Annotated in this window: 13 protein-coding genes; 10 read left to right on the top strand and 3 right to left on the bottom strand. The window is 72.7% G+C overall.

Features of this window, described 5'->3' with window-relative positions; genetic code table 11:
• Nucleotides 1-16 precede the first annotated feature (16 nt).
• A complete protein-coding gene (locus OG627_RS09665; protein WP_329063420.1) occupies nucleotides 17-1,225 on the bottom strand; it encodes an MFS transporter in 1,209 nt (402 codons plus the stop codon).
• 64 nt (nucleotides 1,226-1,289) lie between these two features.
• On the opposite strand from OG627_RS09665, the gene OG627_RS09660 reads away from it, so the two are divergent.
• A complete protein-coding gene (locus OG627_RS09660) occupies nucleotides 1,290-1,715 on the top strand; it encodes a MerR family transcriptional regulator (RefSeq protein ID WP_329063418.1) in 426 nt (141 codons plus the stop codon).
• 33 nt (nucleotides 1,716-1,748) lie between these two features.
• Here the strand turns inward: OG627_RS09660 and OG627_RS09655 are convergent, their stop codons facing one another.
• Complete coding sequence (locus OG627_RS09655; protein ID WP_329063416.1) at nucleotides 1,749-2,390, bottom strand: TetR/AcrR family transcriptional regulator; 642 nt, start codon at nucleotides 2,388-2,390, stop codon at nucleotides 1,749-1,751.
• 71 nt (nucleotides 2,391-2,461) lie between these two features.
• Here OG627_RS09655 and OG627_RS09650 point away from each other — a divergent pair, with 71 nt between their 5' ends.
• Complete coding sequence (locus OG627_RS09650) at nucleotides 2,462-3,940, top strand: MFS transporter (protein WP_329063414.1); 1,479 nt, start codon at nucleotides 2,462-2,464, stop codon at nucleotides 3,938-3,940.
• Here the strand turns inward: OG627_RS09650 and OG627_RS09645 are convergent.
• Nucleotides 3,876-4,280: a hypothetical protein gene (locus OG627_RS09645; protein ID WP_329063411.1), complete on the bottom strand. Its 405-nt coding sequence runs from the start codon at nucleotides 4,278-4,280 to the stop codon at nucleotides 3,876-3,878. The two genes, OG627_RS09650 and OG627_RS09645, sit on opposite strands and share 65 nt — an antisense overlap.
• Nucleotides 4,281-4,291: 11 nt before the next feature.
• On the opposite strand from OG627_RS09645, the gene OG627_RS09640 reads away from it, so the two are divergent.
• From OG627_RS09640 to OG627_RS09605, 8 genes are all read left to right on the top strand, one after another.
• Nucleotides 4,292-4,813: a response regulator gene (locus tag OG627_RS09640; RefSeq protein WP_329063409.1), complete on the top strand. Its 522-nt coding sequence runs from the start codon at nucleotides 4,292-4,294 to the stop codon at nucleotides 4,811-4,813.
• A 104-nt stretch (nucleotides 4,814-4,917) separates the two neighbouring features.
• Entirely contained in the window at nucleotides 4,918-5,949 is a 1,032-nt protein-coding gene (gene nrtL, locus OG627_RS09635; protein WP_329063407.1) for an ArgS-related anticodon-binding protein NrtL, read from the top strand.
• 21 nt (nucleotides 5,950-5,970) lie between these two features.
• Nucleotides 5,971-7,365 (top strand): diaminopimelate decarboxylase, encoded by a 1,395-nt coding sequence (gene lysA / locus OG627_RS09630; protein ID WP_329063405.1) that lies wholly within the window; start codon nucleotides 5,971-5,973, stop codon nucleotides 7,363-7,365.
• Nucleotides 7,366-7,498: 133 nt separating this feature from the next.
• Complete coding sequence (locus tag OG627_RS09625) at nucleotides 7,499-8,800, top strand: homoserine dehydrogenase (RefSeq protein ID WP_329063403.1); 1,302 nt, start codon at nucleotides 7,499-7,501, stop codon at nucleotides 8,798-8,800.
• Nucleotides 8,801-8,807: 7 nt separating this feature from the next.
• Nucleotides 8,808-9,893, top strand: a complete 1,086-nt coding sequence (thrC, locus tag OG627_RS09620) for a threonine synthase (protein WP_329063401.1) — start codon at nucleotides 8,808-8,810, stop codon at nucleotides 9,891-9,893.
• A 263-nt stretch (nucleotides 9,894-10,156) separates the two neighbouring features.
• Nucleotides 10,157-11,077 (top strand): homoserine kinase, encoded by a 921-nt coding sequence (gene thrB / locus OG627_RS09615; RefSeq protein WP_329063399.1) that lies wholly within the window; start codon nucleotides 10,157-10,159, stop codon nucleotides 11,075-11,077.
• 414 nt (nucleotides 11,078-11,491) lie between these two features.
• Nucleotides 11,492-13,573 carry a transcription termination factor Rho gene (gene rho / locus OG627_RS09610; RefSeq protein WP_329063397.1) on the top strand — a complete coding sequence of 694 codons (2,082 nt, stop codon included), beginning with the start codon at nucleotides 11,492-11,494 and terminating at the stop codon, nucleotides 13,571-13,573.
• Nucleotides 13,574-13,930: 357 nt separating this feature from the next.
• A complete protein-coding gene (locus OG627_RS09605; RefSeq protein ID WP_329063395.1) occupies nucleotides 13,931-15,040 on the top strand; it encodes an LCP family protein in 1,110 nt (369 codons plus the stop codon).
• Nucleotides 15,041-15,120: the final 80 nt, after the last annotated feature.

The raw sequence follows: 15,120 nt of genomic DNA, 5'->3' as shown, positions 1-15,120 counted from the left end.
CCCCGTCGCCCCCCCCTCAGCGCCCCGGATACGCGTGCCGCCGCGCCGTCCAGACCACCGCCAGCGCCGCCGCGATCAGTGGCAGCGCCGTCCAGGGGAGGGCGCCGGCGCCGGTGGATTCCAGGACCAGGCCGCCCGCCAGGGAGCCCGCGGCGATGCCGCCGTTGTAGACCGTCGTCTGCATCGCCGTCGCCACGTCCGCGCGGGACGGGCCCGAGATCCGGACCAGGGCCGTCTGGATCAGGGTCGGTGCCCCGCCGAAGGCGACGCCCCAGGCCGCGACGGCGGTCAGTAGCACCGCCGGGTGCGCGCCGAAGAGGCCCAGCGCGAGCTGCGCCGCCGCGATGGCGGTCAGCGCGCCCAGCAGTGCGGCGCGTGGACGCCGGTCGACGAGGGCGCCGGTGAGCCAGATCCCGGCCACCGTGGCGGCGCCGAAGACCAGCAGGACCAGCCCCGTACGGCCGAAGCCCGCGTGTGCGGAGAAGGGCGCCATGTACGTGTACATCGTCTGGTGCCCCAGGAGCAGCAGCAGCGTGGTGGCCAGCACCGCCCCGATGCCCGGTACGGCGGCGATCCGGTGCAACGGCACCCGCTCGGCTGCCGGTTCGCCCGGGAAGTCCGGGACCTGCCGGGCCACCCACAGCACCAGCAGCCCCGCCAGCACCGCCACCGTCCCGAACGCCGCCCGCCACCCGGCCAGCGACGCCAGCGCCGTGCCCGCCGGAATGCCGAGCGAGAGCGCGACGGTGATCCCGGCCAGCACGATCGCGATGGCCCGCCCCCGCCGCTCCGCCGGGACCATCCGCGCCGCGTACCCCGCGAGCATCGCCCACATCGTGCCGCCCATCACCCCGGCCAGCAGCCGCGCCCCGAACGTCGGCCAGTACGCGGACGAGAGAGCGGTCACGGCGTTGCACAGCGCGAAACCGGCCAGCGCCCCGATGAGCACCGGACGCCGCCGCACCCCGCGCAGCGCCGCCGTCAGCGGGATCGCGGCGAGGAACGAGGCGGCGGCGTAGCCCGTCACCAGGAACCCCACCCGCCCCTCGGACACCTGGAGACTCCGGCTCATCCCGGGCAGCAGCCCGGCGGGGAGCAGTTCGGTCATGACGGCGGTGAACGCGGCCGTGAACAGGGCCAGCAGCCCCGGCAGGGGCAGCCCTCGCGGCCGGGCCGCGGGCCGAGCGGACAGGGGTGTGCCGCTGTCGGTCGATGCGGTGGACATGCGACCATGGTGAAACCTTCACATCAGTGTGAAGGCAAGCCCGGCCGAACAGGGAGCGGAGTCCGTGCGCATCGGTGAACTGTCCCGCCGCACCGGCGTCCCCACCCGCATGCTGCGCTACTACGAGGAGCAGGACCTGCTCCACCCCGGGCGCGCCGGGAACGGCTACCGCGCCTACGACGACGCGGCGGTCCACCGCGTCCAGCAGATCCGCGGTCTGCTCGACTCCGGCCTCACCACCGAGATCATCCGCCGGATCCTGCCCTTCCTGAACAGGCCGGACCAGATCCATCTCCACCCGGAGTGCCTGACCCCCGAGACCGCCGCGCTGCTGCGCGACGAGGCCGAGCGGATCCATCAGCGCGTCGAGTGCCTCGCCCGCAACCGCGACGCCATCTACGCCTACCTCGCCGCCGTACAGCCGAAGGGCGCGAAAGCGGGAGCGGGTCCGGACCCGGACCCGGGCACGGCCCCGGACCCGGGCGCGTAGGCCCGCACCCGCCCCCCGTACGCCCCGCCCCCGTCAGTCCTCGTGCGTGTCCCGCGCCGCCCACCGGGCCCGCCACCGCTCGGTGCCCACCCCGGACAGCACCACCCGCACCACGTCCTCGGCCAGCCCCTCCGTCACCGGCAGATGTCCGAACAGCGCCCGGTAGTACGTCGTCGAGGCCAGCATGTCGAGCAGCAGGTCGATGTCGGCGTCCGGCGCGATGTCGCCGCGCGCGATCCCGCGCCGCAGCGCCTCGGCCGTCGAGGCCCGCCGGGGGGCGAAGAACGTGTCCAGGAACGTGGCCGCCAGCTCGGGGTCGTCCGCGAGATCGGCGACGAGCCCGGACAGGGTGTGCCGCAGGGCGGGCGCGGCGAACGCCTGGCCGAGGGTGTTGATCCCGGCGATCAGATCGCAGTGCGTACAGCCGGTGTCGGGGGTCGGGGAGGTCCCGATCGTGGTCGCCAGCGCCTCGACGACCAGATGCTGCCGGGAGCGCCACCGCCGGCGCAGTGCCGGTTTGCTCGTACCGGCGCGCGCCGCGACCGCCTCCAGCGTGAGCCGCGCGTAGCCCGACTCCTCAAGGATCTCCAGCACCGCCACGGGTACGGAGGCGTCGATCCGCCCGTCCCGGGGTCGGCCCGTGCGTGCCGTGGCGGAGTCCCGCGTGTTGACCATGCCCGAAGTATAGGTATTCTCGAATCGTTCCGTTCTGGAACGGAACATAATTCGAGAAGGAGCCGCCCGCCATGTCCCCGCATGCCGATCCGCCCGCCCCCGCCGGGGGCGTCTTCGAGCCGCCCCACCGCGCCCTCACCCTCGGGGTGATCCTCGCCGTCGGCATGGTCGCCTTCGAGTCGCTCGGGGTGGCCACCGTCCTGCCCGACATCGCCCGGCGCCTCGACGGCCTGGGCGCGTACGGCTGGGGGCTGTCCGCGCTGATGCTCGCCAATATCGTCGCCACCGTGCTGGCGGGCCGCGCCGCCGACCGCTCGGGGCCCGCCCGGCCGCTCGCCCTGGGCATGCTGCTCTTCGCCGCGGGCTGCGCGCTGGCCGGGACCGCCGGCTCCTGGCCGCTGTTCCTCCTCGGCAGGGTCGCGCAGGGGCTGGGCGTCGGCGCCATCATGGCCATGGCGTACACGGTGATCGGCCTCGCCTACCCGGAGCGGCTGCGGGCCCGGATGTTCGCGCTGCTCTCCTCCGCGTGGACGATTCCGTCCCTGGCCGGCCCCGTCGTCGCCGGTACCCTCGCCGACCGGGTCGGCTGGCGCGGGGTGTTCCTGCTGATGCTGCCGCTGGTCGCCGTCGCCGCCGCCCTGACCCTGCCGGCCGTGGGCCGGGTGCGGGTACGGGACGCGGGAGAGCCGGCAAGGACCGCCGGAACCGCCGGGACCCCCGGGACCGCCGAAATCCCCTGGTGGAAAGGGCCGTTGGCCAGCGCCGTCCTCCTCACCGCCGGTACGGGACTGCTCCTCCAGGCGCTGCTGCTGCGTGACGCCGTACTCCTCGCCGTGCTCTCGGCGGCCGGGATCGCCCTCGCCGTGCCCGCCCTGCGCCGCGTCACCCCCCGCGGCACCCTCACCGCCCGGCCGGGGCTCGGCGCGGGCATCGCGCTCCGCGGGCTGCTCTGCGGGGTCTACTTCGGGAGCGAGGCGTTCCTGCCGCTCGGCCTCCAGGAGCTGCGCGGGCTGAGCCCCACGGCCGCCGGGCTCGGCCTCTCGGCGGGCGCGATCACCTGGGTGCTCGGCTCACTGCTCCAGGCGCGGCGCGACACCGGGAACCCCGGGGGCCGCACCACCGGTGTGACGCTCGGCTTCGCGCTGCTGCTCGGCGGGGTGGCCGTGACGGCGACGGCGGTGCTGGCCGGCTCCGTACCCGCCTGGATCGCCGTGCTGGGCTGGGCGATCGGCGGCGCCGGCATGGGGATCGCCTTCAACGCGTCCACCACGGAGACCCTGGAGCAGGCGCCACCCGGCCGGCAGGGCGAGATCAGCGGCGCCCTTCAGCTCGCCCAGACCCTCGCCACCGCGCTCGTCGCCGGTCTCGGCGGCGCCGCGCTCGCCCTCGCCCACCACCACGGCGCCACCACCCGCGCCGCCCTGCTGTGGACCTTCGCGTTCACCGCCGCCCTCGCGTCGGCGGGGGTCCTCCTCGCCGGCCGGATCAGGCCCCGTCGCCCGGCCGTGACATCCGCAGCGCCAGCTCCCGCAGCAACTCCTCCGACGTGATGTCCGTACGCCCGCTGTCATGGACCCGCGCCAGCTCCGCGTAGATGTACGAGAACGCGCCGATCAGCCGCATCACGGCGGGCAGCGCCGCCTCGGTCACCGCGTGCGCCGCCTCCAGCGGGGTCGCCTCGGGGGAGACCGTGAACGAGGGGAAGACCTCGGCGAGCAGCGAGCCGATCTGACCGGCGCCCGGCGTGACGTCCGGCTCCGGATCTCCGGCCGCCCCGGCGCCCTCGGCGGCCCCCGCCGCCTCCGGGTTCTCCGAGCCGGCCGTCCTCACCCACTCCGCCGACTGCGTCAGGATCCCGATGGCCCTGAGGACAACTTCGTTCTGCTCCATCCGCAGAGACTATGCCCGGGGCGCACACGCGCCGTCCGCGCCGGGTGGAAGTGGGCAAAACCCGGACGCGGCGCCGCGATCGGACCTACTCTCGAAGGGTGTCCGGGGCGTCCGGCCGGGTGCTCGTTGTCGACGACAACAGAGTCATCCGGCAGCTGATCAGGGTCAACCTTGAGCTGGAGGGGTTCGAGGTCGTGACCGCGGCCGACGGTGCCGAATGCCTGGACGTGGTGCACGACGTGCGGCCCGACGCCATCACCCTCGACATGGTGATGCCCCGGCTCGACGGGGTGCGCACCGCCGCCCGGCTGCGCGCCGACCCGCGCACCCGCCTGCTGCCCATCGCGATAATCAGCGCCTGCACGCAGTACGAGATGGAGGAGGGCCTCACCGCCGGGGCGAACGCCTTCCTCGCCAAGCCCTTCGAACCGTCGGAGCTGGTCAGACTCGTACGGCGGCTGACCCACCAGGAGGCGCCGCCGGCGCGCGACGACAGATACGGCGCCGGGTGGGCCGGATCCGCCCTGAGCTGACCGCCCCCAGCCGGCCCGGACGCACCCGGAGCCGACCGCCCGGAGCTGCCCGCATCGCGAAACGGGTTCGCCAAGAGCCCACCCCCCTCCCATACGCTTGTCCCGTGACCCCCGCAGAACTCTCCCGAACCGTGCGGCACGCCGTGTGCCGCGCCGTCGCGGACGACGCCCTGCCCGGGCCCGTGCCCGACCGGATCATGATCGAGCGGCCGCGCCCCGGCGGCAGCGGGGACTACGCCACCAGCATCGCGCTGCGCCTGGCCGGCCCGGCCGGCCGGCCGCCCCGCGAGGTCGCCGAGATCCTGCGCGGCCGGGTCGCCACGGCCCCCGGCGCCGACGGGGCCATCGAGCGCGTCGAGATCACCGGCCCCGGTTTCCTGAACTTCACCCTCGCCCCCGCCGGCCGCGACCGGCTGCGCGCCGAGCTGGTCCGTACGGTCCTGCGCGACGGCACGCGCCACGGCCACGGCGACGCCCTCGCCGGTACGGCCGCCCGCTTCGCGCCCGCAGCCGAGGAGCGCGCCGCCCTCTGGACCCGTACCGTCGTCGCGCTGCTCCGTGCCCAGGGCGCCGAGGCGGAGATCGTGCCGGGAGCCGCCGAGACGCTCCGCGTGACCCCCGTCGGCGCCGCCTCCGACACCGGGTCCGACGTCTTCCGCCGCCTCGGGCCCGACGCCGCCCGCTGGGCGCTGCTGCGGCCCGCCGCGCACGACCGTCCGTACACCGGCCCCGACCTGCTCGTACAGCGCGAGAGCAACCCGCTCTTCCGGGTCCGCTACGCGCACGCCCGCACACAAGCACTCGCGCGCGGCGCGCGGCAGCTCGGTCTCACCCCCGGCACTCCCGGCTACGAGGTGAGCGAGCCCACGCACACCGGCCTCCTCACCGCCCTCGGCGACCACCCCGCCGTCCTCGAAGCCGCCGCCGGGCTCCGCGCGCCCGACCGGCTCGCCCGCCACCTCGAACACACCGCGGAGGCTTTCCTGCGCTTCCAGGAGGCCGCCCGTCCGCTGCCGCTCGGCGACGAGAAACCCTCGGCCGCCCACCGCTCCCGGCTCGCGCTCGCCGCCGCCGCCGGGGCCGTGCTGGCCGGCGGCCTGTCCCTGCTCGGCATCGACGCCCCAGAACACCTCTGAACAACCAAGAGAGCCACGAACATGAGCCGTTCCGCACACCCCGCAGGCCCCCGCCACGGAGACGTACTGCCCGAAGGGCACTACACCGCCCCCGCCGCCGACCTCAACGTCCTCGACGAGAAGGTCTGGTCGCGCACGGTCGGCCGGAACGAGGACGGGGTGGCGACCGTCGCTGGCATCGAAGTGACCCGGCTGGCCGAGGAGTTCGGCACCCCCGCGTACTTCCTCGACGAGGCCGACTTCCGCGCCCGCTGCCGCGCCTGGGCGGACGCCTTCGGCCCCGGCGCCGACGTGTTCTACGCGGGCAAGGCGTTCCTCTCCCGCGCCGTCGTCCGCTGGCTGTACGAGGAGGGGCTCAACCTCGACGTGTGCTCGGGCGGCGAGCTGGTGACCGCGCTGGCCGCCGGGATGCCCGCCTCGCGCATCGCCTTCCACGGGAACAACAAGTCCGCCGACGAGATCGAGCGCGCCGTCGCCGCCGGAGTCGGCCGGATCGTCCTCGACTCGTTCCAGGAGATCGTCCAGGTCGCCCATGTCGCGCAGCGCCTCGGCAAGCGCCAGCCCGTCCAGATCCGGGTCACCGTCGGCGTCGAGGCGCACACGCACGAGTTCATCGCGACGGCGCACGAGGACCAGAAGTTCGGCATCGCGCTCGCCGGCGGGCAGGCCGCCGAGGCCGTCCGGCGGGCCCTGACGCTCGACGGCCTGGAACTGATCGGCATCCACTCGCACATCGGCTCGCAGATCTTCGACATGGCGGGCTTCGAGGTCTCCGCCCGCCGCGTCGTGCGGCTGCTCGCCGAAGTGCGCGACGAGCACGGCGTGGAGCTGCCCGAGATCGACCTCGGCGGCGGCCTCGGCATCGCCTACACCCCGCAGGACGACCCGCGCGAGCCGTACGACATCGCCAAGGCGCTCAGCGACATCGTCACCCGCGAGTGCGAGTCGGCCGGGCTGAGCACCCCCCGGATCTCCGTCGAGCCGGGACGCGCGATCGTCGGGCCCACGGCGTTCACGCTGTACGAGGTCGGCACCATCAAGCCGCTCGAAGGGCTCCGTACGTATGTCAGTGTGGACGGTGGCATGTCCGACAACATCCGTACCGCCCTGTACGACGCGGAGTACAGCGTCGCGCTCGTCTCCCGCCGCTCCGACGCCGAGGCGATGCTCACCCGCGTCGTCGGCAAGCACTGCGAGAGCGGTGACATCGTCGTACGGGACGCGTTCCTGCCCGCCGACCTGGCGCCCGGCGATCTGATCGCCGTCCCCGCCACCGGCGCGTACTGCCGCTCGATGGCGAGCAACTACAACCACGCGCTCCGGCCGCCCGTCGTCGCCGTCAGGGACGGCGAGGCCCGGGTGATCGTCCGGCGTGAGACGGAGGAAGATCTTCTGCGACTGGATGTCGGAGAATGAAATAAATGTCTCGCAATCTGGACGAAGGACAGGAATTCCCGTCCGGTGAGTGAGACTGGATCGCACTGATCCTGTACCGCTTGCTGTACCTCTCGTGCTCGAACGGCTGTGTTGGATGAAAGGCGTAGGTCGGATGATGCGTACGCGTCCGCTGAAGGTGGCGCTGCTGGGCTGTGGTGTGGTCGGCTCAGAGGTGGCGCGCATCATGACGACGCACGCCGACGACCTCGCCGCGCGGATCGGGGCCCCGGTCGAACTGGCCGGGGTCGCGGTCAGGCGCCCCGCGAAGGTGCGCGAGGGCATCGACCCCGCGCTGATCACCACCGACGCCACCGCCCTCGTCAAGCGCGGTGACATCGACGTGGTGGTCGAGGTGATCGGCGGGGTCGAGCCCGCCCGTACGCTCATCACCACCGCGTTCGAACACGGCTCCTCCGTCGTCTCCGCCAACAAGGCGCTGCTCGCCGAGGACGGCACGACGCTCTACGAGGCCGCCGAGCGGCACGGCCGCGACCTGTACTTCGAAGCGGCCGTCGCGGGCGCGATCCCGCTGATCAGGCCGCTGCGCGAGTCCCTCGCCGGGGACACCGTCAACCGCGTCCTCGGCATCGTCAACGGCACGACCAACTTCATCCTCGACCGGATGGACACCGCGGGCGCCGGCTACTCCGAGGCGCTCGACGAGGCCACCGCCCTCGGCTACGCGGAGGCCGACCCGACGGCGGACGTCGAGGGCTTCGACGCCGCCGCCAAGGCCGCGATCCTCGCCGGGATCGCCTTCCACACCCGGGTACGGCTGGACGACGTCCACCGCGAGGGCATCACCGAGGTCACCTCGGCCGACCTCGCCTCCGCCAAACGCATGGGCTGCACGGTCAAGCTCCTCGCCATCTGCGAGCGCGCCGCCGACGGCAGGTCCGTCACCGCCCGCGTGCACCCGGCGATGATCCCGCTCAGCCATCCGCTGGCCTCCGTGCGCGAGGCGTACAACGCGGTCTTCGTCGAGGCGGCGGCGGCCGGACAGCTGATGTTCTACGGTCCCGGCGCGGGCGGCTCGCCCACCGCCTCGGCCGTCCTCGGCGACCTCGTCGCGGTCTGCCGCAACAAGCTGGCCGGGGCGACCGGCCCCGGCGAGTCCGCGTACACCAGGCTGCCGGTCAGCCCCATGGGCGACGTGGTGACGCGCTATCACATCAGCCTCGACGTGGCCGACAAGCCGGGCGTGCTCGCCCAGGTCGCGGCGGTCTTCGCCGAGCACGGCGTATCGATCGACACCGTACGGCAGAAAGGCCGGCCGGACGGAGACGGCGAGGCTTCCCTCGTCGTCGTCACCCACCGCGCGCGCGACGCCGCCCTCTCGGGGACCGTCGAAGCGCTGCGCAAGCTCGACACCGTGCGCGGTGTCGCCAGCATCATGCGTGTTGAAGGGGAGTAAGGGACCCATGACCAGCAATGGCACCCGTGAGGGCACCCATCAGTGGCGCGGCATCATCGAGGAGTACCGGCACCGCCTCCCGGTGACGGACACGACGCCGGTCGTCACGCTCCGCGAGGGCGGTACGCCGCTCGTTCCCGCGCAGGTGCTCTCCGAGCGGACCGGCTGTGAGGTGCATCTCAAGGTCGAGGGCGCCAACCCGACCGGATCCTTCAAGGACCGTGGCATGACCATGGCCATCACCCGGGCCAAGGAGGAGGGCGCCCAGGCGGTCATCTGCGCCTCCACCGGCAACACCTCCGCCTCGGCCGCGGCCTACGCGGTGCGCGCCGGGATGGTCTGCGCGGTCCTCGTGCCCCAGGGCAAGATCGCGCTGGGCAAGATGGGCCAGGCGCTGGTCCACGGCGCGAAGATCCTCCAGGTCGAGGGGAACTTCGACGACTGCCTGACGCTGGCCCGCTCGCTCTCCGACAACTACCCGGTGGCGCTGGTCAATTCGGTCAACCCGGTACGTATCGAGGGCCAGAAGACCGGGGCGTTCGAGATCGTGGACGCGCTCGGCGACGCCCCCGACATCCATGTGCTGCCCGTCGGCAACGCCGGCAACATCACGGCGTACTGGAAGGGCTACACCGAATACGCCGCCGACGGCGTGGCGGGACGCACGCCGCGCATGTGGGGCTTCCAGGCGTCCGGCTCCGCGCCCATCGTGCGCGGCGAGATCGTCAAGGACCCGCACACCGTCGCCACCGCCATCCGGATCGGCAACCCGGCGTCCTGGCAGTACGCGCTGGCCGCCCGCGACGAGTCCGGCGGCTTCATCGACGAGGTGACGGACCGGCAGATCCTCTCCGCCTACCGGCTGTTGGCCTCCCAGGAGGGCGTCTTCGTGGAGCCCGCCTCGGCCGCCTCCGTGGCCGGTCTGCTCAAGGCCGCCGAAGAGGGCAAGGTCGACCCCGGCCAGCGCATCGTCTGCACCGTCACCGGCAACGGCCTCAAGGACCCGGACTGGGCGGTCGCGGGCGCGCCGCAGCCGGTCACCGTGCCGATCGACGCGGTCGTCGCGGCGGAGCGCCTCGGGCTCTCGTCCTGACCCACGGCACCGCCGGCCGGCACACCGGCACCGCCTGAACTACGGCAAGACCGACAAAGGCGCACAGGAGGCCCCGCGACACGCATCGTGCGCCTCCTGTGCGCCCTATGTCGCGGCGCAACCAACCTTCGATAGGCTGTACTCAATCCCGCCCGCCGCATATGCCGCGTGGTGTTGATGCCTCTGTTCGCCTCCGGGCGTTCCGTATGTCCCGCACCTCGCGCGGGAACCCAACCCGCAGCCCAAGGAGAGTCGTCGAAGCGATGGCCGGTCCCGCGTTCCGCGCCGCCGCCGTACGGGTGCGCACCCCCGCCACCAGCGCCAATCTGGGTCCGGGGTTCGACGCCCTGGGGCTCTCGCTGGGGCTCTACGACGACGTGGTCGTCCGTGTCGCCGACTCCGGGCTGCACGTCGACATCGCGGGCGAGGGCGCCGAGACGCTGCCCCGTGACGAGAACCATCTGCTCGTACGGTCCCTGCGCATCGCCTTCGACCTGCTCGGCGGACAGCCGCGCGGCCTGGAGGTCGTCTGCGCCAACCGCATCCCGCACGGGCGCGGCCTCGGCTCCTCCTCGGCCGCGATCTGCGCCGGGATCGTCGCCGCTCGCGCGGTGACCATAGGCGGCGACGCCCGGCTCGACGACGCGGCGCTGCTGGAGCTGGCGACCGAGATCGAGGGACACCCCGACAACGTCGCCGCCTGTCTGCTCGGCGGCTTCACCCTCGCCTGGATGGACGGAGGAGCGGCGCGCGCGATCAGGATGAGCCCCGTCGGTTCCATCGTTCCGGTGGTTTTCGTCCCCGGCAAGCCGGTGCTCACGGAGACCGCCCGCGGGCTGCTGCCGCGCACCGTCCCCCATGTGGACGCGGCGGCCAACGCCGGTCGCGCGGCCCTGCTCGTGGAGGCCATGACCAGGCGCCCCGAACTGCTTCTGCCGGCCACCGAGGACCGGCTCCACCAGGACTACCGGGCACCGGCGATGCCCCAGAGCGTGGCCCTGGTCAACCGGCTGCGCGCGGACGGCGTCCCGGCGGTCATCTCCGGCGCGGGACCCACGGTCCTGGCGCTGGTCGAGGACGGTGCGGCCGACAAGGTCGCGCGGCTGGCGGGTGAGGGATGGGCGGCGAACCGGCTCTCCCTCGACGCCGGGGGGACGAGCGTTCTGCCGCTCGGCTCGCAGTGACAAGTGATTGCCGGTGAGTGAGAGGGGGAATGTTTGTTGGAGCCGGTAGTGTTAACCTCAAGTCTGCAACCGACGTCTTTGAGGCGCGGTGCTTCGTGTCCCGCTTCGGGACCACCCTTCTTCCGGGAGCCTCCCCAACTGCCTGAGCAGCCTGCCTGAGCAGTTTTGAGCACGCACCGGAACCGGCACGACACCCCCCGTTTTTCACCACGGTGGGCCGAGCAGGGGGACCTCGGGCCGGGCCCATGGCACGTATGCACGTATCCGGACAGCACGTATGCACGTACGCAGATTTCTCCGCCGTACCCGGCGGGACCACCGCCCCGGCACGGTCCACAAGATGGGACCGCAGCCGGACAGCACAACCGGTCGCCGAGCCAGAAGGCCGACGTCCGCTCCAGGGAAGGACCCTTCGTGAGCGACACCACCGATCTGATGGGCGTGACTGCCGACAGCAGTGTCGACACCACCGCGCCCGCCGAAGGTGCTGCCACTGGCACCACCGCGCGGCGCCGCCGCTCCGGCACCGGCCTTGACGGCATGGTCCTGGCCGAGTTGCAGCAGGTCGCGTCCGGCCTCGGGATCAGGGGCACGGCGCGGATGCGCAAGAGCCAGCTGATCGAGGTCATCAAGGAGGCGCAGGCCGGCTCCTCGCCCGCCGCCAAGCCCGCCGACAGCGCTGACAGCGCCGAGACCAAGCCCAAGCGCCGCGCGACCTCCAAGGCCCGTACGGGCGAGGCCGCGGCCGCCGCCGAGGCGAAGGCCGGCAAGGCCGAGCAGGCCGCCGACCAGCAGCAGATCGACATCCCCGGCCAGCCCGCCAGCGACGATCAGCCCACGGGCGAGCGCCGCCGTCGCAGGGCTACCGCGCAGGCCGGCAGCCCCGAGACCAAGACGGAGGCCAAGGCCGAAGCGCCGGCCGACGTCAAGGTCGAGGCACAGCCCGACGCCAAGGCCGAGACGGCCGTCTCCGCGTCCGGCGCCGGCACCGCGCAGAGCGAGACCGACGGCCGCCGCGGCGACCGCCAGGACCGCGGCCAGCGCGGCGACCGCGACCGCGGCGACCGCAGGGACCGCCAGCGCGACCGCCGGGGCAAGGGCGATGAGCAGCAGGGCGGCCAGGGCGGCCAGCAGCAGGGCGGCGGCCGCCAGCAGCGCGACAGCCGCGACAGCCAGCGCGACAACCGCGGCGGCGGCCAGAACAGCGGCCAGAACGCCCCGAACAACGGCCCGCAGGACGACTTCGACGACGAGGCGGGCGGCCGTCGCGGCCGTCGCGGCCGCTACCGCGACCGACGGGGACGCCGCGGGCGCGACGAGTTCGGCCCCGGCGAGCCGCAGGTGGCCGACGACGATGTGCTGATCCCCGTCGCCGGCATCCTCGACATCCTCGACAACTACGCGTTCATCAGGACCTCCGGCTATCTGCCGGGCCCCAACGACGTGTACGTCTCGCTCGCCCAGGTCCGCAAGAACGGCCTGCGCAAGGGCGACCACGTCACCGGCGCCGTGCGCCAGCCCAAGGACGGCGAGCGCCGCGAGAAGTTCAACGCGCTGGTCCGGCTGGACTCCGCCAACGGCATGGCCGCGGACTCGGGCCGGGGCCGCCCCGAGTTCCAGAAGCTGACCCCGCTCTACCCGCAGGACCGGCTCCGCCTGGAGACCGACCCGGGTGTGACGACCACGCGCATCATCGACCTGGTCGCCCCCATCGGCAAGGGCCAGCGCGGTCTGATCGTGGCCCCGCCGAAGACCGGCAAGACCATGATCCTCCAGGCCATCGCCAACGCGATCACGGTCAACAGCCCCGAGTGCCACCTGATGGTCGTCCTCGTCGACGAGCGGCCCGAAGAGGTCACCGACATGCAGCGGTCGGTCAAGGGCGAGGTCATCTCCTCGACCTTCGACCGTCCGGCCGAGGACCACACCACCGTCGCCGAGCTGGCCATCGAGCGCGCCAAGCGCCTGGTGGAGCTGGGCCACGACGTGGTCGTCCTGCTCGACTCGATCACCCGTCTGGGCCGCGCGTACAACCTCGCCGCCCCCGCCTCCGGCCGCATCCTGTCCGGTGGTGTCGACTCGACCGCGCTCTACCCGCCGAAGCGCTTCTTCGGTGCGGCGCGCAACATCGAGGACGGCGGTTCGCTGACCATCCTGGCCACCGCGCTGGTCGAGACCGGTTCGCGGATGGACGAGGTCATCTTCGAGGAGTTCAAGGGCACCGGCAACATGGAGCTGCGGCTCGACCGGAAGCTCTCGGACAAGCGCATCTTCCCGGCGGTGGACGTGGACGCGTCCTCCACCCGTAAGGAAGAGATCCTCCTCGGCAGCGACGAGCTGGCCGTCGTCTGGAAGCTGCGCCGGGTGCTGCACGCACTCGACCAGCAGCAGGCGATCGAGCTGCTCGTCGACAAGATGAAGAAGACGAAGTCGAACGCCGAGTTCCTGCTCCAGATCCAGAAGACGACCCCTGGATCGGGCAACGGGAACGACTGACCGGCGCCGACCGCGCCACCCGAGGAATCCGCCCCGCCGCCACGGCGACGGGGCGGTTTTTTCATGCCCGGCGCGCGACCACCGCCCGGAGACCTTCGCCACACCCCTCACGCCGGTGCCTGAGGGCCCGCTGAGCGGCCCGGCACGGCCGAGCCGCAGGTCGGGGCAGGGACGGCCGGGCGGCGGCCCGTACCGCGCCGCTGTCCGCGCGTGTCCGCCGCGGGTGTCCGGTACGGCATGGTGTGCAACCCTTCCGGATGCTTCACTGTCTGTACAAGTGGCGACATAGCGCGCCTCGTCACCACGGCAGGAGGCAGCCGGGGGCCAAGGACGACGAAGACGGACAGAGGGACGGACATGGGCGACCGGATCAGCGGCCGAATACGCGGCGGCGGCAAGCGACGCATGACGGCGGGCAAACGACGCCGGGCGACGACCGTCGCGGCCTGGTCGGCCGCGGGGCTGGTGCTCATCGGCGGATCCGGGCTCGGCTACGTCTACTTCAAGCTCGACGGCAACATCAAGGGAATCGACATCAATTCCCAGCTGGGCAGGGACCGCCCGGCCAACCCCGACAACGGCTCCGAGGACATCCTCGTCCTCGGCTCGGACTCCCGCGCCGGCGCGAACTCCTCGTACGGCAAGGACGAGGGCGCCGCCCGCTCCGACACGGCCATGATCGTCCACGTCTACCAGGGCCACAAGAAGGCCAGCGTCGTCTCCGTACCGCGGGACACCCTGGTCGACCGGCCCGACTGCACCGCCCCCGACGGCAGCAAGGCCGCGGGAGCGCACCTCGCGATGTTCAACACGGCGTACGAGGTCGGGGGCCCCGCCTGCGCGGTCAAGACCGTCGAGCAGATGTCCGGCATCCGCATGGACCACTACATCGAGGTCGATTTCACCGGCTTCAAGAAGCTCGTCGACGAACTGGGCGGCGTCAGGATCACCACCAGCCGGGCCATCGACGACCCCAAGAGCCACCTCACGCTCGCGCCCGGCACCCACACGCTCGACGGCGAGCAGTCCCTCGGCCTGGTGCGCACCCGCCACGGCGTCGGCGACGGCAGCGACCTGGGGCGAATACAGCTCCAGCAGGCGTTCATCAAGGCGTTGATCGAGCAGGTCAGGAGCGTCGGCGTGTTCAGCAACCCCAAGAAGCTCTACGACCTCGCCGACACCGCCACCAAGGCGATCACCCCGGACTCGCAGCTCGACTCCGTCAACGCGCTGATCAGCTTCGCCGACGGACTGAAGAACCTCGGCTCCAGTGACGTCCACATGATCACCCTGCCCGTGCGCTACGACCCGGCCGACCCGAACCGCGTCCTGCCCCTGCCCGCCGCCTCCCAGCAGGTCTGGACGGCGCTCAAGCAGGACAAGCCGATCCCCGCCTCCGCGACCAGGAACTCGGCCGGCGACAAGGGCTCCGCGCACAGCGTCGTCACGGGCAGTGACAAGAGCTGAGCGGACGGCACCGAACCGGGCCCCCGGAACACTTCCGGAATACTTTCCGCCGCACCCCGGTTTGGGGAGATGCGGCCGGT

Origin of the sequence: Streptomyces sp. NBC_01429 (genome assembly GCF_036231945.1) — a bacterium.
In the GTDB taxonomy this organism is placed as follows: Bacteria; Actinomycetota; Actinomycetes; order Streptomycetales; family Streptomycetaceae; genus Streptomyces.
Note: the sequence above shows the minus strand (reverse complement) of the source record. Positions and strands in the feature narration are given on the sequence as shown.